General features: G+C 36.9%; 21 protein-coding genes. 15 read left to right on the top strand and 6 right to left on the bottom strand.

Going from position 1 to position 21,766, the window contains the following annotated elements; all coding sequences use genetic code 11:
* Positions 1–11: 11 nt before the first annotated feature.
* A complete protein-coding gene (locus tag ACFPVY_RS12775) occupies positions 12–701 on the bottom strand; it encodes a DUF2461 domain-containing protein (RefSeq protein ID WP_379792480.1) in 690 nt (229 codons plus the stop codon).
* Between the two features lie 123 nt (positions 702–824).
* Entirely contained in the window at positions 825–1,259 is a 435-nt protein-coding gene (locus tag ACFPVY_RS12770; protein WP_379792479.1) for a YMGG-like glycine zipper-containing protein, read from the bottom strand.
* A 226-nt stretch (positions 1,260–1,485) separates the two neighbouring features.
* Here ACFPVY_RS12770 and ACFPVY_RS12765 point away from each other — a divergent pair, with 226 nt between their 5' ends.
* Positions 1,486–1,899: an SPW repeat domain-containing protein gene (locus tag ACFPVY_RS12765; protein ID WP_379792478.1), complete on the top strand. Its 414-nt coding sequence runs from the start codon at positions 1,486–1,488 to the stop codon at positions 1,897–1,899.
* A 22-nt stretch (positions 1,900–1,921) separates the two neighbouring features.
* On the opposite strand, the gene ACFPVY_RS12760 is transcribed toward ACFPVY_RS12765, so the two are convergent.
* Complete coding sequence (locus ACFPVY_RS12760) at positions 1,922–2,461, bottom strand: Riean_0653 family protein (protein ID WP_379792477.1); 540 nt, start codon at positions 2,459–2,461, stop codon at positions 1,922–1,924.
* 201 nt (positions 2,462–2,662) lie between these two features.
* Here ACFPVY_RS12760 and ACFPVY_RS12755 point away from each other — a divergent pair, with 201 nt between their 5' ends.
* The 4 genes from ACFPVY_RS12755 (at position 2,663) to ACFPVY_RS12740 (ending at position 5,993) form a co-directional block, all read left to right on the top strand.
* Positions 2,663–3,397: a carboxypeptidase-like regulatory domain-containing protein gene (locus ACFPVY_RS12755; protein ID WP_379792476.1), complete on the top strand. Its 735-nt coding sequence runs from the start codon at positions 2,663–2,665 to the stop codon at positions 3,395–3,397.
* A 78-nt stretch (positions 3,398–3,475) separates the two neighbouring features.
* Positions 3,476–3,706 carry a FeoA family protein gene (locus ACFPVY_RS12750; RefSeq protein ID WP_379792475.1) on the top strand — a complete coding sequence of 77 codons (231 nt, stop codon included), beginning with the start codon at positions 3,476–3,478 and terminating at the stop codon, positions 3,704–3,706.
* A gap of 2 nt (positions 3,707–3,708) precedes the next feature.
* Positions 3,709–5,814, top strand: a complete 2,106-nt coding sequence (feoB, locus tag ACFPVY_RS12745) for a ferrous iron transport protein B (RefSeq protein WP_379792474.1) — start codon at positions 3,709–3,711, stop codon at positions 5,812–5,814.
* A 50-nt stretch (positions 5,815–5,864) separates the two neighbouring features.
* Positions 5,865–5,993, top strand: coding sequence for a FeoB-associated Cys-rich membrane protein (locus ACFPVY_RS12740; RefSeq protein ID WP_379792473.1), 129 nt, complete (start codon positions 5,865–5,867; stop codon positions 5,991–5,993).
* Here ACFPVY_RS12740 and ACFPVY_RS12735 read toward each other — a convergent pair.
* Genes ACFPVY_RS12735 through ACFPVY_RS12725 form a run of 3 tightly spaced genes read right to left on the bottom strand, consistent with a single transcriptional unit; the run spans position 5,990 to position 9,369 of the window.
* A complete protein-coding gene (locus ACFPVY_RS12735; protein ID WP_379792472.1) occupies positions 5,990–6,808 on the bottom strand; it encodes a ZIP family metal transporter in 819 nt (272 codons plus the stop codon). The two genes, ACFPVY_RS12740 and ACFPVY_RS12735, sit on opposite strands and share 4 nt — an antisense overlap.
* A gap of 1 nt (position 6,809) precedes the next feature.
* Positions 6,810–7,466 carry a metal-dependent transcriptional regulator gene (locus ACFPVY_RS12730; protein ID WP_379792471.1) on the bottom strand — a complete coding sequence of 219 codons (657 nt, stop codon included), beginning with the start codon at positions 7,464–7,466 and terminating at the stop codon, positions 6,810–6,812.
* Between the two features lie 31 nt (positions 7,467–7,497).
* On the bottom strand, positions 7,498–9,369 hold the full coding sequence (locus tag ACFPVY_RS12725) for an Nramp family divalent metal transporter (protein ID WP_379792470.1): 1,872 nt from the start codon (positions 9,367–9,369) through the stop codon (positions 7,498–7,500).
* Between the two features lie 89 nt (positions 9,370–9,458).
* Between ACFPVY_RS12725 and ACFPVY_RS12720 the strand changes: the two genes are divergently transcribed.
* The 10 genes from ACFPVY_RS12720 to ACFPVY_RS12675 all read left to right on the top strand — a co-directional run bounded on the left by ACFPVY_RS12720 (position 9,459) and on the right by ACFPVY_RS12675 (position 21,737).
* On the top strand, positions 9,459–11,717 hold the full coding sequence (locus ACFPVY_RS12720) for a TonB-dependent receptor (RefSeq protein WP_379792469.1): 2,259 nt from the start codon (positions 9,459–9,461) through the stop codon (positions 11,715–11,717).
* Positions 11,718–11,873: 156 nt separating this feature from the next.
* Positions 11,874–12,323, top strand: coding sequence for a thioredoxin family protein (locus tag ACFPVY_RS12715; protein WP_379792468.1), 450 nt, complete (start codon positions 11,874–11,876; stop codon positions 12,321–12,323).
* Positions 12,324–12,367: 44 nt separating this feature from the next.
* Positions 12,368–13,510, top strand: coding sequence for a lycopene cyclase family protein (locus ACFPVY_RS12710; RefSeq protein ID WP_379792467.1), 1,143 nt, complete (start codon positions 12,368–12,370; stop codon positions 13,508–13,510).
* A gap of 107 nt (positions 13,511–13,617) precedes the next feature.
* Positions 13,618–14,028 (top strand): BrxA/BrxB family bacilliredoxin, encoded by a 411-nt coding sequence (locus ACFPVY_RS12705; RefSeq protein WP_379792466.1) that lies wholly within the window; start codon positions 13,618–13,620, stop codon positions 14,026–14,028.
* A 396-nt stretch (positions 14,029–14,424) separates the two neighbouring features.
* Positions 14,425–15,804, top strand: coding sequence for an oxygen-dependent tRNA uridine(34) hydroxylase TrhO (trhO, locus tag ACFPVY_RS12700; protein WP_379792465.1), 1,380 nt, complete (start codon positions 14,425–14,427; stop codon positions 15,802–15,804).
* 177 nt (positions 15,805–15,981) lie between these two features.
* On the top strand, positions 15,982–17,514 hold the full coding sequence (gene ricT, locus ACFPVY_RS12695; protein WP_379792464.1) for a regulatory iron-sulfur-containing complex subunit RicT: 1,533 nt from the start codon (positions 15,982–15,984) through the stop codon (positions 17,512–17,514).
* Positions 17,498–17,983 (top strand): gliding motility lipoprotein GldH, encoded by a 486-nt coding sequence (locus ACFPVY_RS12690; protein ID WP_379792463.1) that lies wholly within the window; start codon positions 17,498–17,500, stop codon positions 17,981–17,983. Before ricT ends, ACFPVY_RS12690 begins: the two co-directional genes overlap by 17 nt.
* 5 nt (positions 17,984–17,988) lie before the next feature.
* Positions 17,989–20,304 carry a penicillin-binding protein 1A gene (locus tag ACFPVY_RS12685; RefSeq protein WP_379792462.1) on the top strand — a complete coding sequence of 772 codons (2,316 nt, stop codon included), beginning with the start codon at positions 17,989–17,991 and terminating at the stop codon, positions 20,302–20,304.
* 69 nt (positions 20,305–20,373) lie between these two features.
* The gene (locus ACFPVY_RS12680) at positions 20,374–21,075 is read left to right on the top strand and encodes a CoA transferase subunit A (RefSeq protein WP_379792461.1); all 702 of its coding nucleotides are present in this window, start codon (positions 20,374–20,376) and stop codon (positions 21,073–21,075) included.
* Between the two features lie 2 nt (positions 21,076–21,077).
* The gene (locus ACFPVY_RS12675) at positions 21,078–21,737 is read left to right on the top strand and encodes a 3-oxoacid CoA-transferase subunit B (protein ID WP_379792460.1); all 660 of its coding nucleotides are present in this window, start codon (positions 21,078–21,080) and stop codon (positions 21,735–21,737) included.
* Positions 21,738–21,766 lie beyond the last annotated feature (29 nt).

The raw sequence follows: 21,766 nt of genomic DNA, 5'->3' as shown, positions 1-21,766 counted from the left end.
TTCAAATCAATTTAAAGCGGATTTCCGTTTCCGTCAGTTGTTAAAACTTCACTCATATAATCAAAAAACGGACGCATATTTTTAAAAGCATCATTCATTTTTTCTGAAAAATCTGAAGCCAAAACTTCTTTATCTGTAAAATTTTTGACCAATAAAAACTGCTTGAAACGCAATAAATCAATTGATTCGTCATCAGCTTTGAAACCTTTTGGAGTGGTTTTTAATTGTTCTCCTTTTAATTCCTTGAAGGTTTCTTTAAAATTTTTACTGTTTAAAATAGCTCGCAATTCACTGCTGTCTCTGCTGATATCGTCGCGAACACGTTTTAAATCTTCAGCATTTGGACCAAAGAAACCGCCTGCGACAAAAGTGTTTCCGGGTTCAATATGAAAATAATAACCGCCACGTCTTTCTTTTGTAGCCCTAGAAAAACTGCCACTCCAATTATTTTTATACGGAATTTTATCTTTTGAAAATCGCGTGTCGCGGTAAATTCGATGCAAACTCTTTTTCCCCGACGCCGTTTCGATCACATCGTGAGAATTCATTTTTGCCATTAAATCTTCCGCAAAATCAATGATCAACTCGTGTTGTTTTAAGTATGTCTGTTTGTTGGCTTCAAACCAATCTCTGTTATTGTTTTCTTTTAAGTCATTTAAGAAATCAAAACTCGATTTTTGAATAATTGGATGATTTGCCATACGATTGCTTTTTGAGAATAAAAGCGAAGATAAATAATAATGGGTGAGTTCGTCTGCCAAAAAATTTATAAAAAAAGGGCACCGTTTTAAAACGATGCCCTAATCAACAAACTATAATTTTAATTAATTTTTCTTCTTTCCGTCGATGATTGCTCCGGTTCCAGCACCAACGGCTGCTCCGGCCAAACCGCCAATGATGGCTCCTTCACCTTTTTTCTTAGAAACCGCTGCTCCTGTAATTGCTCCGGCTCCGGCTCCGATTACGGCTCCTTTTGCAGTTCCGCTCCAGCCTTTTTTCTTTTGTTCAGCTGTAACTGGCGCTGAGTTTCTTGCTGATGCGTTTGCGACACGTTGGGCTGCCACAGCTTCCTTTTCAGCGATAATTGCGTTCATTGAATCCACTGTTTTTTGTTTCGCCAATGCTTCTTTTTCAACTTTCATCACCGCTTTAATTGAGTCTAACTCTCTTTGCTGGTCTAATGCTACTTTTTCTGCTGCCGTGTCTCTACAAGATGTAAAAACGAACGCAATAACTGCTATATAAAGTACCTTTTTCATGACGTTTCTTTTTTAGGATTAATGTGTGGATAAAGATAGTTTGGTTCGCCAAGGATATCCTTACACGATTTCGTTTTAATATTATAGCAATGAGACACTCACAAACGATGCCAAGTTTTTAAAATAATAGCATGTTGTAAACTTTTTGGAGAATGATATAAGACATAACCATCTGATAATCTGCAATTTTGTTAAGCTAAGAAAAATTAAAATTATTGGAATGAATATGAAATTGAAACGCACAAAAAAAATCGAATTACACAATTATGTGGACTACACTATCGGGGCATTGTTATTATTTTCTCCAATTTTATTTTCGTTGAAATCAGAATCGACAGAAGCCAAAATCATTTTCACTACCGGGTTGGCAGTAGTTTTATTAAACACAATCACGAAGCATCGTCTTGGCCTTGCCAAAATCATAACGAAACGCACGCACTTGAAGATTGATATATTTTTAGGATGGTTATTGGCGGTTTCACCCTTTTTGTTTGGATTTTTCGGAAGTATTGTTTTGCCTCATTTTTTACTCGGAAGCGTTTTAATTTTGAATGGTTTTTTACTGCCGCTTTCTCCAAAAAAGAATAAATATAGTGTGATTTTAAGTAAAGAAGAAAACCCGGTTTACGCCAATAGATAGCGATATCTTAGGATACAAGATATTAAAACCGAATATCAAATCTTCCGTCAGTTACACTTACGATTTCGCCATTTGAGTTGATCGCGTCAAACCAAAACGTCCCGGTAACGATGTGCTTTTGGCTGTCGTAATGCAGTAATTTCAATTCTCCACGTTCGATATCCGTTGTATAAAATTCGTTACTTTCTAAATTATTATTGAAATATCTTCCATAACCCGAAGCACTTTCCACTGCGGCAAGGTCAAAAGTCTGTGGCACTACATTGTGAATATCGATACCACCACCGATTACATCCACACTTTTAAAATCATCGTAGGCATCTCCCTTGTGAGAAAAACCAATTCTAATATAGGAGTTGCTATTTTCGAAATCCTGCTCTAAATCAAAATGAACGTTGCCATACATTCCGCCACCTCTTGGTTTCAACACCGCGCCATTTACCTTGCAGGAAATTCCTCCGGTTCCGTCATAATTTAAGTTTGTCAGTTTGCCGTCATTTGCGTCGTCATTATTGCAAGACAGACATAAAAGAAATAAAAAGGAAGCTATTATTTTATTCATAATTGGTCATTTTCAATTATTTAGATAGATGTAATTTCATTTAAAAAGTTGCGCGAAATGATTCTTAAAAGTAAGAATTTTAACTTAGTATCTGACTTTAGCCTAAATAAAACTTAAAAAATAATCGTGCTGTATTTTAATTTGCATATTTGCTTACTGTTAGATTTTTCGGTCAAATCTGTAAATTTAAAACCATTAAATATGAAGGAAAAAATACTATTTGCTCTTTTTTTATTTAGTACTCAACTTTGCATTTCACAAACTCAAAAACTTTTAAGCGGCGTTGTAAAGACCGATGATTTCCCATTAAAAGGAATTGAAATTATCAACCAAACTACGCAGAACGTTGCTGTAAGCGATGATTATGGAAGATTTTCTATTTTGGCTACAGAAAAAGACAAAATTCTTTTCTACGGAATTGACTATTACCAAAAAACGATTTCTGTTAACTCTCAATCGTTTGCTGAAAAATTTGTCGTTTTACTTTCAAAAAAGCCAATAGAAATTGATGAAGTCATCGTTGAAAAACAAGAAAATCCCTGGTCAAGCGATTATATGAGCAAAATTATGGACAAACAATATGTCGATGATTTACAAACTTCGCCAAAGAACACTTTGGTTTATGACGGACAAACGATGGGCGTCGATTTTGTAAAAGTAGGCCAATTAGTCAGCAAATTATTCAAGAAAAAAGATAAGAAAACCGTTGAAAAAAATTCGACTTTTACTGAATTTTCGACTAATAATTTCAACCAAAAGTTTTTTGCCGAAACGCTAAAAATTCCTGAAGATGAAATGTTTCTGTTTTTAGAATTCTGCGAGGCTGATCCGAAGTCGGCTGCCATTCCAACTCAAAACAACAATTTAGCTACCTTAGATTTTTTGTTTGCAAAAAACGAAGAATTTAAGAAAATTAGAGATGCAAAAAAGCCTTGATTTTAAAAGCGCTGACCAAAATCGTGTAGCCAAAAAAAAATCCTTACTTTTGCAATCTAAATTCAATCTAAATAAGACTTGAAAACGTTAGCAACACTCAAAATAGGCCAAAAAGCACTCATCCTCGATTTTAATATTGACAACATACCGCTAAAACTTCTGGAAATGGGATGTCTCCCAGGAAATTTCGTGGAGTTATTGCAAGTCGCACCTCTTGGCGACCCCATTTATATCAATGTTAATGACAGTTTTGTGGCCATCAGAAAAGAAGTTGCGCAAGAAATTAGTGTCGAAGTCTTGAATCCTTAATTATGAGCCACAATAATTTAAAAGTAGCCTTAATTGGTAATCCAAACGTAGGAAAAACTTCGGTTTTTAACCAATTGACGGGCTTAAAACAGCAAGTGGGAAATTATCCCGGAATTACCGTTGAAAAGAAAATCGGCTTTTGCAAGCTGAACGGAAATACAAAAGCAACCATCCTTGATTTACCCGGAACTTACAGCTTAAATGCCAGTTCGATCGACGAAAATGTGGTAATCGAATTGCTTTTAAATAGAAACGATCCAAATTTTCCGGATGTGGCCGTTGTGGTTACCGAAGTTGAAAATTTAAAACGAAACCTGCTTCTTTTTACGCAGATAAAAGATCTTGAAATTCCAACGATTTTGGCCATAAATATGTCAGATCGAATGGCTTACAAAGGAATTTCCCTTGATATTGCTTACTTGGAAAAAGAACTGAAAACAAAAATTGCGCTGATCAGTTCTCGCAAAAACCTTGGAATTGACAATTTAAAAGAATTAATTGCCAACCACCAAGAATTGTCCACAGAACCTTGCTTAAACGCGTCAAGCATCGACCCAGAATATTTTGACCGACTTCGCAAAGCTTTTCCAAAAGAATTGCTTTATAAATTATGGCTCGTAATCACGCAAGACGTCAACTTTGGAAACTTGCAGCGTAATGAAATTGAAGAAAAATCGTTTGCAAAGTCAAGTCCTGAGCTGAAAAAAATGCAGCAGAAGGAAACCATAAAAAGATACCAGTTTATCAATGATGTGCTGAAAATTGGCTACACTGTTGATGTTTCAAAAGCCAAAGGAATTCGTGCCAAATTAGACAAAATATTGATGCACAAAGTCTTTGGATATTTGATTTTCTTCGGAATTTTAATGCTGATTTTCCAATCGGTTTTTTCGTGGTCAAGTATTCCGATGGATTTCATTGACGAATCATTTGCAAAGCTAAGTTCTTGGGCAAAAACAGCAATGCCCGAAGGAACTTTAACCGATTTAATTTCCGAAGGAATCATCCCAGGAATTGGTGGCGTCGTAATTTTTATTCCGCAGATTGCCTTCCTTTTCTTGTTTATTTCCGTCTTGGAAGAAAGCGGTTATATGAGTCGCGTTGTCTTTTTGATGGACAAAATCATGCGAAGATTTGGCCTCAGCGGAAAAAGCGTCGTGCCTTTAATTTCGGGAACTGCGTGCGCGATTCCGGCAATTATGGCAGCCAGAAATATTGAAAATTGGAAGGAAAGATTGATCACCATTTTAGTCACGCCATTTACAACTTGTTCGGCCAGGCTTCCGGTTTTTGCCATTTTAATTGCTTTGGTAATTCCGGAAGAAAAAGTTTTAGGATTCATCAATTTACAAGGACTGACTTTGATGATTTTATACCTTTTAGGTTTTGGGATGGCAGTTTTTTCAGCTTACATTTTGAACAAAATATTGAAAGTCAAAAACAAGTCTTATTTTGTCGTGGAAATGCCAAATTACAGAATGCCATTGTTTAAAAATGTGGCAATTAATGTAATTGAAAAAACTAAAGCTTTCGTTTTTGGAGCCGGAAAAATCATCCTCGCTTTGTCAATTATTCTGTGGTTTCTAGGTTCACACGGACCCGGAAATGATTTTAAAAACGCTGAACAAATCGTGACAGAAATGCCTCAAAATATGGGAATTCCTGACGAAGTTTTGCAAGACGAAATCGCTTCATATCAATTAGAAAATTCATACATCGGAATCATCGGAAAAGGTATTGAGCCAGTAATTCGTCCGCTTGGTTATGATTGGAAAATAGGAATTGCAGTTGTAACTTCGTTTGCAGCAAGAGAAGTTTTCGTAGGAACTTTAGCCACAATTTATAACGTCGGAAGCCACAGTGAAGAAGAAGTCACGATAAAAAATAGAATGGAGGCCGAAGTCGATCCGGTAACGGGCAAAAAGATTTTCAACTTTGCCACGGGAATTTCACTTTTGCTATTTTATTCGTTCGCAATGCAGTGTATCAGCACGCTCGCGATTACCAAAAAAGAGACAAATTCATGGAAATGGCCAATGTTGCAATTGGGCTTTATGAGCGTTTTTGCTTATGTGGTTTCGTTGATTGCGTATCAAGTCCTGAAATAGTTTAGGCTTTCTTTGGGACTAAAAATCGTCGTATTTTTTAACTTTGCAAAATGGATCTACAATCAGTCATAGCTTATCTTTTGGTCGTTGCCGCCGTAGCTTTTTTAATCAAGAAATTCTTCTGGAAAAAAAGAAAAAAAGCGGGCGATTGTGGCGGTGATGATTGCGGTTGTCATTAACCCAAAGCCACGTCGAGCGTCATCATCACGACAAATCCTCCGATAAAACCAAGCGTTGCAATATCTGTATTTTTATCTTGTTGCGTTTCTGGAATCACTTCTTCAACAACCACAAAAATCATTGCGCCTGCGGCAAAAGCCAAAGCGTAAGGCAAAATCGGCGTGAAAAAAGTCACGGCAACAGCGCCAATAACTCCGGCAATTGGTTCGACCAAAGCAGAAGATTGGCCATACATAAAACTTTTTCTTCGGCTCATTCCCATTCGTCGCAACGGCATTGAAACCGCAATTCCTTCCGGAAAATTCTGAATTCCGATTCCAATGGCTAATGTCAAAGCTCCAGCAATCGAAGCTTCGGGAATTCCGGCTGCAACACCTCCAAATAGAACTCCGACAGCCAAACCTTCAGGAATATTGTGCAAAGTAATTGCTAAAACCAGTAAAGTTGTTCGTTGCCACGGCGATTTCACGCCTTCCGTTTCTTGGAAATTAATATGTAAATGTGGTAAAATTTTATCCAAACCAAAAAGAAAAAGCGCGCCAAGCATAAATCCAATCGCAGCCGGAATTACTTTTTGAAAACCCTCGCCTTCACTCATTTCAATTGCTGGCGCCAAAAGACTCCAGTAACTTGCCGCAACCATCACGCCGCCAGTAAAACCAAGCATTCCGTCAAGAACTGCACGGTTCATTGTTTTGAAGAAAAACACGAAAGAAGCACCAAAAGCAGTAATGAACCAAGTAAAAAGCGTGGCGTAAAGCGCAGCTAAAATCGGGTCGATGCTTTCAAAATAGTCAACTAAAGATTGAAACATATTAAATTGTTTTTACATAAAGGTTGCTCGCAATTTTGTTCGAAATATTTAATTCTCGTCCGTTTACCTTTATTTTTAAGGATTGATCAAAGCTTTCTTTTGAAATAAATTCGATTTTTGATCCAAGCGAAATTTCCTGTTTGTCAAGGTATTGCAAAAATTCCGAAGAAGTATCTTTTACGCCGACACAAACGCCAATATTTTTTCCTGATAATTCAGAAAGCAACTGTTTTTCGACTTTAATAATTCTTCCTTCACTATCCGGAATCGGGTCACCGTGCGGATCTTCCGTAGGATTTCCAAGAAAATCATCTAACTTATTTATTAATTTTTCTGATTTAATATGTTCCAATTGTTCGGCGACATCGTGCACTTCGTCCCAAGAAAAGTCTAATTTGTCCACTAAAAAAACTTCCCACAAACGGTGTTTTCTCACAATCATTTTAGCGCCTAATTTTCCTTTTTCGGTTAATGAAACGCCTTGGTATTTTATATAGTGAATCAAATCTTTTTCGGCTAATTTTTTCAACATGTCGGTTACAGAAGACGCTTTCGTTTCCGTTTTTTCGGCAATTGCGTTGGTCGTGCAAACATCTGAATCAACAGCATTTGTCAAGTGATATATTGTTTTTAAGTAATTTTCTTCTGAAAAAGTCATTTTTTATTTGGTATAAGGTTTATGGCGTTTTTTATTTGTTTACGATAAATAACGGAATCGATATTTTATGGCGCAATTTATCAACTGTGGTTCCAAAAATCAAATCTTTAAAACCAGTGTGGCCGTGCGTTCCCATTACTAAAATGTCAAAATTTCCTGCATTAACAATCGCTGGAATCACTTTATCTGGAGCACCGAATCCGAGTTGGGTTTCCACTTTATAGCCTTCTTGCGTCAGCATAATTTTATATTCTTCCAATAATTTTTCGTCGATTGTCGTTTCGTGATCTTTGATATTTTCTCCATAAACCATCGCTCCGACGGTTTCCACAATATGAATCAAAGTATATTTTGCTTCGTTGCCACCAAGTTCAAACGCATTGTTAATCGCAGCTTCATCGGAACTTGAAAAATCTACTGAAATTGCAATATTTTTCTTGGAATACGTTCCGGTTTTAGAAAATTTCAGGGCTAAATTATGTGGCGAATGATTCTGGAATTCAGTTTTTGATTTGGTAAAAAACGGTTTAAAAACGATAAAAAGAAGCAAAAACAAGAAACCAAAAGCCGTCGGAACGACTGTCAGCCAAATCCAAGTTGGGTTTTCAGAAGCTTCCATCCAGCCAGTTATTTCGTCGTAAACCAATTTTGCATTTAGCGAAACAATTGTTGCGGCGATAATCCAGGAAGCAATTTTAGTCCATTTTCCGATATGAAAACCGTTCATTTTTGTCTTGTCGCTCACAAAATGAATCAAAGGAATTATAGCAAAACCGAGTTGCAGACTCAAAATAACCTGGCTAAAAATCAGCAGTTTTCCGGTAACACTTTCGCCATAAATCCAAATGACTAAAACCGCCGGAACAATTGCAATCAACCGCGTGATAATTCTTCTGACCCAAGGTTGAATTCTTAGATTTAAATAACCTTCCATAATAATTTGTCCGGCCAAAGTTCCCGTGACTGTTGAGCTTTGTCCTGCAGCAATCAAAGCTACGGCAAATAAAATAGGCGCCCATTTATTTCCCAAAAGCGGTTCTAAAAACTGATGTGCATCTTGAATTTCAGCGACTTCAAAATAGCCGTTTTTGTGAAAAGTTGCGGCAGCTAAAATTAAAATCGCGGCGTTTACGAAGAAAGCCAAATTAAGTGCAATCGTAGAATCGATCAAATTATATTTAAGCGCCTGCTTGATTCCAGCTTTGCTTCGGTCAAATTTTCGAGTTTGTACTAATGACGAATGCAGATACAAATTATGAGGCATGACCGTTGCTCCGATTATGGAAATTGCGATATAAAGTGCAGCTTCATTTGGCAACGACGGAATCAATCCTGCAAAAACTTTATCGACTTCTGGCTGTGCAAAAATCATCTCAAAAACAAACGAAAACCCGATGATGGCAACTAATGCGATGATAAAAGCTTCCATTTTTCGCATTCCTTTATTGATCAAAAATAGCAGTAGAAAAGTATCTAAAACGGTAATCAAAACACCTTCGATCAAGGGCAATCCGAATAATAGATTTAAACCAATTGCCATTCCCAAAACTTCGGCTAAATCACAAGCGGCGATGGCAATTTCCGCCAAGAAATATAAAATATAATTGACAAAAGGCGAATAAGTTTCTCTGGAAGCTTGTGCTAAATCGCGCTGTGTGACGATTCCCAGACGAGCCGATAAACTTTGAAGAAGCAAAGCCATAATGTTGCTCATCAGCAAAACCCAAAGCAAAGTGTAACCAAATTGGCTTCCGCCGGCAAGGTCAGTCGCCCAATTTCCGGGATCCATATAACCGACGCTGATGAGATAAGCCGGACCTAAAAAGGCCAAAATCTTTCGAAAACCCGATTTTTTATTTTGAGTGGAAACCGATTCGTGAACTTCCTCTAAAGATTTACCCATATGAAACATAAGTTATTATACAAATTTAATAAAATTATTTGATTACTAAAATATAATTTTTAGATTTGTCTAAATTTATAATTACCCAAATGAAAAATATAATTTTATTTTTATCGATAATTATTTTCCAAATAGCCGAAGCGCAAGAAAAAAAATCAATTTCCGGAATCATAACTTCCGGCGGAATGGTTTTGGCGGATGCCGATATTAAAATTATTGGAACAAATTTTTCTGCTTCTTCTGATGAATCTGGATTTTATAAAATTGAAAATATTCCGGCTGGAAATTATAAAATCCAGATTTCTTTTGTCGGAAATAAAACGCTTCGCAAAAACATTTCGATTAAATCAGAAGATCTTGTCGTAGATTTTGAACTTGAAAATGACACTAATTCTTTAGACGAAGTTGTGGTTTCTGGAACTTTAAAACCTGTCAGCCGATTGGAAAGTCCGGTTCCGGTGGAAGTTTACAAACCCACTTTTTTCAAGAAAAATCCAACGGCAAATATCTTTGAAGCTTTGCAAAATGTGAACGGCGTTCGGCCGCAATTGAACTGTAATATTTGCAACACAGGCGACATTCACATCAATGGTTTGGAAGGTCCGTACACTTTGGTTTTAATCGACGGAATGCCTATTGTCAGTGGATTGTCAACGGTTTATGGCTTGTCTGGAATCCCAAATTCATTGTTAGAAAGAATCGAAATCGTGAAAGGGCCGGCTTCGTCTTTGTATGGAAGTGAGGCGGTTGGCGGTTTGATCAATATTATCACTAAAAATCCTTCGAGTGCGCCACGGTTTTCGGTTGATGGATTCAGCAATTCTTGGGGAGAAGCCAATTTGGATTTGGGTTTCAAAGCGAATTTGGGCGAAAAATCTTCGGTTTTATTAGGCGTAAATTACTTCAATTACAATGATCCTACGGATAACAACAACGATAATTTCACGGATGTGACTTTGCAACATCGAATTTCGGTTTTCCAAAAGTGGAATTTCGGAAGAAAAAGTGGCAAATTATTTTCGCTCGCCGGGCGTTATTTTTATGAAGATCGTTGGGGTGGAGAAATGCAATGGGAGAAAAAATACCGTGGCGGAAGCGAGGTTTATGGAGAAAGCATTTACACAAAACGCTATGAATTATTAGGAGCTTATGAACTTCCGATTGAAGAAAAAATGCTATTTTCTTTTTCGATTACTGATCACGATCAAAACTCGGTTTATGGCGATGTTCCTTATTTGGCGCAGCAGAAAATTGGTTTTGGGCAATTGACTTGGGACAAAAAATTAGGTAATCATGATTTGCTTTTTGGAACCGCAATTCGCTACCAATATTATAACGACAACACGCCAGCAACAGAAACTTCAGATAAAACCTGGATTCCGAGTGTTTTTGCGCAAGATGAAATTAAATTCAATGAAAAACATAGCGTTTTGCTTGGCGCGAGATATGATTACAATTCAGATCACGGTTCGATTTTCACACCACGTTTTGCTTATAAATTTAAAGCGACCGATAATGACATCATTCGTTTGAATGCCGGAACTGGCTTTAGAGTTGTAAATCTTTTTACCGAAGAACACGCTGCATTGACGGGCTCTCGCGAAGTTATTGTACAAGAAAAATTGAAACCAGAACAATCATATAACGTGAATTTGAATTATTTGACGAAAATTTATACTGAAAACGGAATATTTATCGGAATTGAAACTTCGGCTTGGTACACCTATTTTACAAACTCGATTATTCCCGATTATGATACAAATCCGAATCAGATTATTTATAAAAATTTAGATGGTTTTGCAGTAACAACAGGAATCAGCACAAACGTTGATGTTGTTTTCCAAAACGGATTGAAACTGATTTTAGGAGCAACTTATATGGATGTTTCAAAAACGGAAAACGATATCAAAACAAAACAAATCTTGACAGAAAAATTCTCAGGAACTTGGGCAATTTCCTATCAAATTCCAAAGTTTTTCATAGACATTGATTACACCGGAAATATTTATGGCCCGATGCGTTTGCCATTGCTTGGAGAAAATGATCCAAGACGAGAATATTCGCCAACTTGGAGCATTCAAAACATTCAATTTACATACAACAAATTGAAAAATATTGAGATTTATATGGGAATAAAAAATCTTTTAAATTGGACGCCTAACAAAGGAAATCCGTTTATCATCGCGCGTGCGAACGACCCATTTGATGAAAATGTGCAATATGGCCCAAGTGGAAATGTGTTGGTAACACCAGAAAACCCATATGGTTTGACTTTTGACCCGAGTTATGTTTATGGCCCAAATCAGGGAATTCGAAGTTTTTTTGGAGTAAGATATACTTTGAAATAAATAATTTAGAACAAGAATTTAAACGGAAAACAATTTTCACATTTCCTTATATGACCTTATATGCCTTATATGGTAATTCCAATCCCGACCATATAAGGAATATAAGTTCATATAAGTTATAAAATAATCCTTGAAAATCTTTTTAATCTGTGGCAAATGAAAAAAATTATGCTTCTATCTTTCTTCTTAATTGCAAATAAAAATTTTGCCCAATTAAACACGCACACTTTTGAAAACGCAGAAAAACTTTCCATAGAAAACCCAAAACCTTTCGTGATTTTCATCCACACAAATTGGTGCAAAATCTGCAAAATGATAGAAAACACAACTTTCAAAAACAAAGAAGTTATTCAGAATTTGAATGATAATTTCTATTTTATTTCTTTCAACGCCGAAGACAAAAAAGAAATAAAATTCAATAAAACCATTTTTAAATTCAAGCCAAAAGGAACCAATTCCGGAATCCATGAATTGGCAGAATTACTCTCAAATCAAACGTATCCCACAATCACAATTTTACAACCAGATTATTCAATTGTAACCCAAATAGAATCATTCGCCAACTCAAAAACATTGCTTCAAATTCTTGAAAAAGCAAAGAATTAAAATTCGTGAATTCGTGGCAAAATAAATATCCTTATTTTTGAGCTATGAGAAAGTACGATTACATTTTTGCCGGAACCGGATTGGCAGCGTTGATGACGGTTTACGAAATGATACTTTCGAAGAAATTTACTTCCAAAAAAATCTTGCTTCTCGATTCAGATGCCAAAAAAACTAACGATCGAACGTGGTGTTTCTGGGAAAAGCCAAATGGAACTTACGAGAATTTAGTCAGCAAAAAGTGGAATACTGCCATTTTTTCCAATGAAATTTATTCGAGAGATTTAGATTTGAATCCATATCAATACAAGATGATTCAAGGATTGGATTTTTATAATTTTATTTTCGAAGTTATTTCTAAACAAGAAAACATCGAATTTTCAAATCAAAAAGTAATTTCATTCCAAGAAGAAAACAACCAAGTTTCGGTCAAAACAGAAACAGAACATTTCACGTGCCAGAAGCTTTTCAACAGCATTTTTAATCCAAAAGAAGTTTTATCACAAGACAAATATCCGCTTTTGCAACAGCATTTTATTGGTTGGAAAATCAAAAGTGCAGAATCAGTTTTCACTGCAGAAAAAGCGACTTTTATGGATTTTTCGGTTGCCCAAAAAGGAAATACGCGATTCATGTACGTCTTGCCTTTTTCAGAAACCGAAGCTTTGTTAGAATATACTTTGTTCTCAAAAGATTTGCTTTCAGAAAAAGAATACGAAGACGAAATCAAAAATTACATCGAAAAATTAGGCATAAAAAATTACGAAATTATTGAAAAAGAAAAAGGAAATATTCCAATGACAAGTTATCCTTTTTGGAATAAAAACTCTAAAAACATAATAAACATAGGCTCGGCCGGAGGTTGGACAAAAGCCAGCACCGGTTACACTTTTAAAAATGCTTCCAAAAAATCAAAAGCTTTAGTTTCTTTTTTATTGCAAGAAAATGATTTTAGAAAATTCTATAAAAGAGACAAATTTTGGTTTTATGATTTATTGCTTTTGGATATTTTAGACAAAAAAAATCACGTCGGAAGTTCCATATTTTCTGCAATGTTCAAAAAAGGAAATCCAAGTCTGATTTTTAAATTCTTAGATGAAGAAACTACCTTTTATGAAGATACTCAGGTGATTTTAAAGTGTCCGACAGGTTTATTTTTGAAAGCACTATTTGACAGGATCATCCGTTAAAAATAGCTATCCAACTATAACAAATCTTTATCACAACAGATGTTTTCCCAAACTGAAAACTTTGTAACTTTGCACAAAATAGAGCCTTAAACTTTAAACAAAAAATTATGTATCCAGAAGAAATGGTAAAACCAATGCGTGCTGAATTATCAGATGCAGGTTTTGAAGAATTATATAGCGCAGGCGCGGTTGAAAATGCTATCGCAAAATCAGGAACAACCTTGGTTGTCGTAAATTCAGTTTGCGGATGTGCAGCAAGAAACGCACGTCCAGGAGCAAAAATGAGCCTTGACGGACAAAAAAAACCAGACCATTTGGTAACGGTTTTCGCTGGTGTGGACAAAGAAGCAGTAGATTCAGCTCGTGGATTTATGTTCCCTTTTCCTCCATCATCGCCAAGCGTTGCACTTTTCAAAGACGGAGAATTGGTCCACATGCTTGAGCGTCATCACATTGAAGGTCGCCCAGCTGAATTAATCGCTGAAAATTTAAAAGACGCTTACGCAGAATTCTGCTAAAAAGTAACAAAAATTAATACCAACCCTGCCAGAGTTTAAAACTCTGGCAGGGTTTTTAAATTAAATAGTTTTATCAAGAGCCAAACAAAAAGCATTTTTTAAATGAAATTCCCGCTGCAACCACTCGCTTTTCCCGGCTTGATCAGCCGTGAAAGAGCTCAAACAATGGCAGCATCTGGGCTATTTTTCAAACTTTTAGTTGTTTTTTAAAAGCCAGTTTCCCAATCTTTGTCCAAAAAACTGCAACCAAAAAAAAATCTGCGAATCTGCGGTTTTTCTCAAACCCATGACAATTGTCATTTTTCAAATCTCCAAATTAACCGTATATTTGCACCCGAATTCTTCTGTCATTGCGACATTGGAAACAATCTCATTCTCACTTAAAACGTTTATAGCATGCAACTGTACAACACCTTAAGCGCAGAAGAAAGAGCCGAGCTTATTGACCAAGCCGGAAAACAAAGACTTACTTTGTCTTTCTATGCGTATGCCAAAATTGAAGACCCAAAAAAATTTCGCGACGATTTATTTATCGAATGGAACAAACTCGACGCCCTTGGCCGAACCTATGTTGCCAAAGAAGGAATCAACGCACAGATGTCTGTTCCTGCAGAAAATTTTGAAGCTTTTCGTGAAACTTTAGAAGCTTATGATTTCATGAAAAACATCCGATTGAATGTTGCCGTGGAACATGACGACCATTCTTTCTTGAAATTGACAGTAAAAGTTCGCGACAAAATTGTCGCCGATGGTTTGAACGACGAAACTTTTGACGTAACAAACATCGGAGTTCACTTGAAGGCGAAAGAATTCAACCAAATTTTGGACGACCCAAATACAATTGTAGTGGATTTCAGAAACCATTATGAAAGTGAAATTGGTCATTTTAAAGGAGCAATTACGCCGGACGTAGAAACTTTCCGTGAATCTTTGCCGATAATTAATGAGCAATTAAAAGATTTTAAAGAAGATAAAAACTTGGTAATGTATTGCACGGGCGGGATTCGTTGTGAAAAAGCTTCGGCGTATTTCAAGCATCAAGGTTTCAAAAATGTGTTCCAATTAGAAGGTGGAATTATCAATTATGCCAAGCAAATCAAGGAAGAAAATATCGAAAGCAAATTCATCGGAAAGAACTTTGTTTTTGACCACAGATTAGGCGAAAGAATTACAGATGATATCGTTTCGCAATGCCACCAATGCGGAAAACCGTGCGACAATCACACAAACTGTGAAAATGAAGGCTGTCATTTATTGTTCATTCAATGCGATGAATGTAAAGCCGAAATGGAAAACTGCTGTTCAAAAGAATGCCAAGAAATCATCCACATGTCATTGGCAGACCAAGTAAAATTGCGCCGTGGCGTGAAAAATGGCAATATGATTTTCAGAAAAGGAAAGTCTGATAAATTGTTATTCAAACATTCAGGTGAACTTTCAGACGTCGCTTTGGCGAAAGCCACTTCGGCAGAAACTGAAATTGCAAAACCAAAAGACATCCGTCAGAAAATTAAAATCAAGAAAACGTTAGTCGGAAATGCAGAACATTATTTTCCAAAATCACAAGTCGGGCAGTTTTTGATTGAAAACAATGAATTGAATATTGGCGATAAAATCTTAATTTCTGGACCAACAACCGGAAACCAAGAATTACAAATTTCCGAGATGTTCATCAATGGTCAGGAAGAATCCGTTGCAAAACCTGGCGACAAAATGACGCTGAGTCTTCCGTTCAGAATCCGTCTTTCAGATAAATTATACAAGATTTTAGATTAAAAATATTTTCGCATAATTTACGTTAAACCTATTTCTCAGTTGTGAGATAGGTTTTTTGTTTTGTACTAAAATACAGCAAGTTATAACCTTTGTGAGTTCCGCTGAAAAATTGCTATCTTTACGCTCAAAACATTTTAAGAATTTTAAGTTGTGTTCGCGCAACATCTATATAAAATTATGGCCTGTACAAGTTGTTCAACATCTGATGGTGGCGCACCAAAAGGTTGTGGAAATAAGGGAAATTGTGGCACAGATAGTTGCAATAAACTCACTGTTTTCGACTGGCTTTCAAATATGAGTATGCCAAATGGCGAAGCTCCTTTTGATTGTGTCGAAATACGATTTAAGAACGGAAGAAAAGAATTTTACCGAAATACTGAGAAATTAACGTTAAGCATTGGAGATATTGTGGCAACAGAAGCTTCTCCTGGGCATGACGTGGGTATTATCACGCTTACGGGCGAATTGGTGAAAATCCAGATGAAGAAAAAAGGCGTGAATCACAAAAGCAGTGAAATCGCTAAAATTTATAGAAAAGCATCTCAAAAAGACATCGATATTTGGTCAGACGCCCGTGCAAAAGAAGAGCCGATGAAAGTTCGCGCTCGTGAATTGGCGATTGCTCAAAAACTAGAAATGAAAATTTCGGATATTGAATTTCAAGGCGACGGATCAAAAGCTACTTTTTATTACACAGCAAACGATCGTGTCGATTTTCGTATGTTAATCAAGGATTTTGCCAAAGAATTCAGTACCAGAATTGAGATGAAACAAGTGGGTTTCCGTCAAGAAGCGGCACGTTTAGGCGGTATCGGATCTTGCGGAAGAGAGCTTTGTTGCTCGACTTGGCTTACTGATTTTAGAAGCGTAAACACTTCTGCAGCAAGATATCAGCAACTTTCATTGAATCCGCAGAAATTGGCGGGACAATGCGGTAAGTTGAAATGCTGCTTGAATTATGAATTGGATACTTATATGGATGCTTTGAAAAGTTTTCCTGATTTTGACACCAAATTAGTTACTGAAAAAGGGGACGCAATTTGTCAAAAACAAGACATTTTTAAAGGATTGATGTGGTTTGCTTACACCAATAATTTTGCAAATTGGCACGTTTTGAAAATTGACCAAGTAAACGAAATCATTGCTGAAAATAAGCAGAAAATAAAAGTTTCTTCGTTGGAAGATTATGCTCTTGAGATTGTTTCAGAACCTGAAAAAGATTTCAATAATGCGATGGGTCAAGAAAGTTTGACACGTTTTGACCAACCAAAAAAGAAAAAAAGACCAACCAAAAAACGCAAACCAGAAGGTGAAGCGGTAATTTCAAAAGGTCCGGCGATTCAAAAAAATACGCCTGAAAATAGAAATCTAGGTCCAAAACCGGTTCAAAAAATTGTGCCAAATGCGAATCCTAATCAAAAACCGAATCCGAATCAAAAGCAAAATTTGAATCCGAATCAAAAACCGGCTCAAAATCCAAACCAAAAACCGGCGAATCCGAATCAAAAACCTGCAAATGCTAACCCAAATGCGGTTCCGAATCCAAATCAAAAGGCAAATCCGAATCAGAAGCCGAATCCAAATCGAAATAAAAACAGAGCTCCAAAACCGGGAAATGAAAATAAACCGACAAACGAGAACAAACCCGCAAACGAAAATAAACCTGATAATAAAATAATTCCAGTCAAAAAAAATGAGCCTGAAAAATAGCCTCCTATTTATTTTTGCAGTACTTCTTTTGGTTTCCTGCGACAAGAAAAGGGTTTTTGACCAATATAAATCCTTTGGAACCACTTGGCCAAAAGACAGCGTTGCTTCATTTGTTTACAATAATCAAGATACCACAAAGGCATACGATTTGTATCTAAACCTGCGTTCTAACAACGATTATCCGTTTAACAATATCTTTTTAATCGTGATGACAGAAGCTCCTGGCGGATTGACAAAAGTCGATACCGTGGAATATCAAATGGCGAATCCAGACGGAAGTTTGCTTGGCGACGGCTTTTCTGACGTAAAAGAAAGCAAATTATATTTTAAGGAGAAATTCAAGTTTGAAAAAATTGGAGATTATAAAATCGGGATTCAGCAAGCCGTTCGCCAAACCGGAAAAATAGACGGTGTTCAAGATTTGGCAGGAATTACTGAAGTTGGATTTAGAATAGAAAAATTAGATTAAAGTTTATGGCGACTAAAAAAAATAACAATACAAAAGTCAAAGATTTAGGGTATTACAACAGACAATTCTGGAAAATTTTCTTGATTGGTTTGGGTTGTGGCTTCTTGTTTTTCCTTTTTGCTTCTTGGGGACTTTTTGGTTCGATGCCTTCGTTTGAAGAATTAGAAAATCCAGAATCAAATCTTGCTACAGAAATTATTTCTTCGGATGGAGAAACGCTTGGAAAATTTTACAACGAAAATAGAACTGCAATAAAATATGCTGACTTACCAAAACACTTAGTTGATGCATTGGTTTCAACGGAAGACGAGCGTTTTTACGACCATTCAGGAATTGATACCAGAGGAACTTTAAGAGCAATCGCCGGCTTGGGAAGCAGTGGTGGAGCGAGTACGATCACGCAACAATTAGCAAAATTATTATTCCACAAAGAAAGGTCTAGAAATCCACTGGTTGCGGTAACTCAGAAAGCAAAAGAATGGATTATTGCAACTCGTTTGGAAAGACAATATACAAAGCAAGAAATCATTGCAATGTATTTCAATAAAGCCGATTTTGTCAATAATGCTGTGGGAATTCGAACGGCTTCAAAAGTATATTTTGGCAAAGAACCGCGCGATTTGAAAATCGAAGAAGCAGCAGTTTTGGTTGGGATGTTGAAGAATCCTTCGTATTTCAACCCGATGCGTGAAAAAAGAAAGCAATTAGTTTTTGACCGAAGAAATACGGTTTTGGGACAAATGGTTAAAAATGGCCATTTAGAGCCTGCTGCAAAAGAATCGTTGTCAAAAAAACCATTGGTTTTAGATTACCATCCAGAAAGTCATAACGAAGGAATTGCTACTTATTTTAGAGAATATCTTCGTGATTTTATGAAAACTTGGGTAAAAGAAAACCCTAAAAAAGACGGAAGCGAATATGATATATACCGCGACGGCTTAAAAATTTACACGACAATCGATTCTAGAATGCAGAAATATGCTGAGGAAGCGGTTACTGCGCACATGACAAATCTTCAAAAAGAATTTTTTAAGCAAGCAAAAACCAACAAAAATGCTCCGTTTATTAAATTGTCTGATGCCGAAACGAATTCGCTGATGGATCGCGCCAGAAAAGCTTCGGAAAGATGGAGACAAATGAGCGCTCAAGGCAAAAGCGATGACGAAATTAGAAAATCTTTCAGCGTAAAAACTGATATGACCGTTTTCACTTGGAAAGGTGAACGCGATACAACGATGACTCCAAACGACTCAATTAGATATTACAAACATTTTCTTCAAACAGGTGTAATGTCAATGGAACCGCAAACAGGTCACGTGAAAGCTTGGGTTGGAGGTATCGATTACAAGCATTTTCAATACGATCACGTGGGCCAAGGTGCGCGCCAAGTTGGTTCCACTTTCAAGCCGTTTGTTTATGCTGCAGCAATTGAACAACAAGGATATTCGCCTTGCGACTCGATCATTGACGCGCCATACACGATTCCAAAAGGAAGACACAACGTGACTGAAACTTGGACGCCAAGAAATTCAAACGGAACCTATAAAGGAATGGTTACTTTAAAATCTGCGCTTGCAAATTCCATCAACACGGTTTCTGCAAAATTGATCGATAAAGTTGGTCCGGATGCGGTAATTGAATTGGTGAAAAAATTAGGTGTAAATTCGAAAATTCCCTCGCAACCGTCAATCGCGTTGGGAGCTGTTGAAATTACGGTACAAGATATGGTTGCGGCTTACAGCACTTTTGCAAACAAAGGCGTTTATGTAAAACCGCAAGTTATCACGAGAATTGAGGATAAAAATGGAGCCGTTTTATATGAATCTACTCCAGTTTCTCACGATGTTTTGAACCAAGACATTGCTTACGCGGTGATTAAACTTCTTGAAGGAGTTACTGAATTTGGTTCTGGAGGTCGTTTGAGAACTGACGGTGGCGGTTTTGGTTATGAAATGATGACCGGATATCCTTATGTTTTAAGAAACCCAATTGCTGGTAAAACCGGAACGACGCAAAATCAGTCTGATGGTTGGTTCGTGGGAATGGTTCCGAATTTGGCAACCGGAGTTTGGGTTGGAAACGAAGATCGTTCTGCGCATTTCAAAAGCATTACTTATGGTCAAGGAGCCGTGATGGCCCTGCCGGTTTGGGGATTGTATATGAAAAAATGCTACGCTGATAAAGAATTGACAGTTTCAAAAGAAGCGTTTGAACGTCCAAAAAATCTTTCTATTAAAGTAGATTGTTGGTCGCCACCGGTTAAAAAAGATTCAACCGCAGTGGATGTTGAAGAACAAAGCACCGATGAATTTGATTTCTAAATTATATCAAAAACGCCTTTTTTAAGGCGTTTTTTTATATATTTATCCTCCAAAACAAACATTCATTATATGATTAATAAAAAAGTCGCGTCGGTGAGTGATGCACTAAAAGATATTAAAGACGGGCAAACCATCATGCTGGGAGGTTTCGGACTTTGTGGTATTCCTGAAAATAGTATTGCTGAATTGGTAAAATTAGAAGTGACTGATTTGACTTGTATTTCAAACAATGCCGGAGTTGATGATTTCGGACTGGGATTATTGCTTCAAAAGCGTCAGATCAAAAAAATGATTTCTTCGTATGTAGGCGAAAATGCTGAATTTGAACGTCAAATGCTTTCTGGAGAATTAGATGTAGAATTAACGCCACAAGGAACTTTAGCCGAGAAATGCCGCGCCGCGCAAGCCGGAATTCCTGCATTTTTCACCCCTGCCGGTTACGGAACCGAAGTAGCCGAAGGTAAAGAAGCCAGAGAATTCAACGGAAAAATGCACATCATGGAAGAAGCGTATAAAGCAGATTTTGCCATTGTAAAAGCGTGGAAAGGTGACGAAGCTGGAAACTTAATTTTCAAAGGAACCGCCAGAAATTTTAATTCTTGTATGGCTGGCGCTGCAAATATTACCGTCGCTGAAGTCGAAGAATTGGTTCCGGCAGGAAGCTTAGATCCAAACCAAATTCACATTCCAGGAATTATGGTGCAAAGAATTTTTCAAGGCGAGAAATTTGAGAAAAGAATTGAACAAAGAACAACCAGAAAAAGAGATTAACGATGGCTTTAGATAAAAATCAGATTGCAAAAAGAATAGCAAAAGAAGTTAAAGACAAATATTTCGTTAATCTTGGAATTGGTATTCCTACATTGGTCGCGAATTATGTTCGTGAAGATATTTCGGTAGAATTTCAGAGTGAAAACGGCGTTCTTGGAATGGGTCCGTTTCCTTTTGAAGGAGAAGAAGATGCTGATGTGATCAACGCCGGAAAGCAAACTATCACAACACTTCCGGGTGCAAGTTTTTTTGATTCTGCTTTTAGTTTCGGAATGATTCGTAGCCAAAAAGTGGATCTAACAATTCTTGGCGCGATGGAAGTTGCCGAAAACGGTGACATCGCCAACTGGAAAATTCCAGGAAAAATGGTTAAAGGAATGGGTGGCGCGATGGACTTGGTCGCTTCCGCAGAAAATATTATCGTGGCGATGATGCACGTCAACAAAGCCGGTGAATCAAAGCTTTTGAAAAGATGTTCTTTGCCTTTAACTGGCGTTGGATGCGTGAAAAAAGTGGTTACTGAATTGGCCGTTTTGGAGATTGTTCCCGAAGGGTTTAAACTTTTAGAAAGAGCTCCAGGCGTTTCGGTCGAAGAAATTCAGAAAGCAACAGAAGGAAATCTGATTATTGAAGGAGAAATTCCGGAAATGATTATTGATTAAATTATAAAAAAATAGAGGAAAGCAATTTG

This window comes from Flavobacterium qiangtangense, assembly GCF_042658345.1.
GTDB lineage: Bacteria > Bacteroidota > Bacteroidia > Flavobacteriales > Flavobacteriaceae > Flavobacterium > Flavobacterium qiangtangense.
This window is presented reverse-complemented; position numbering and strand designations above follow the sequence as displayed.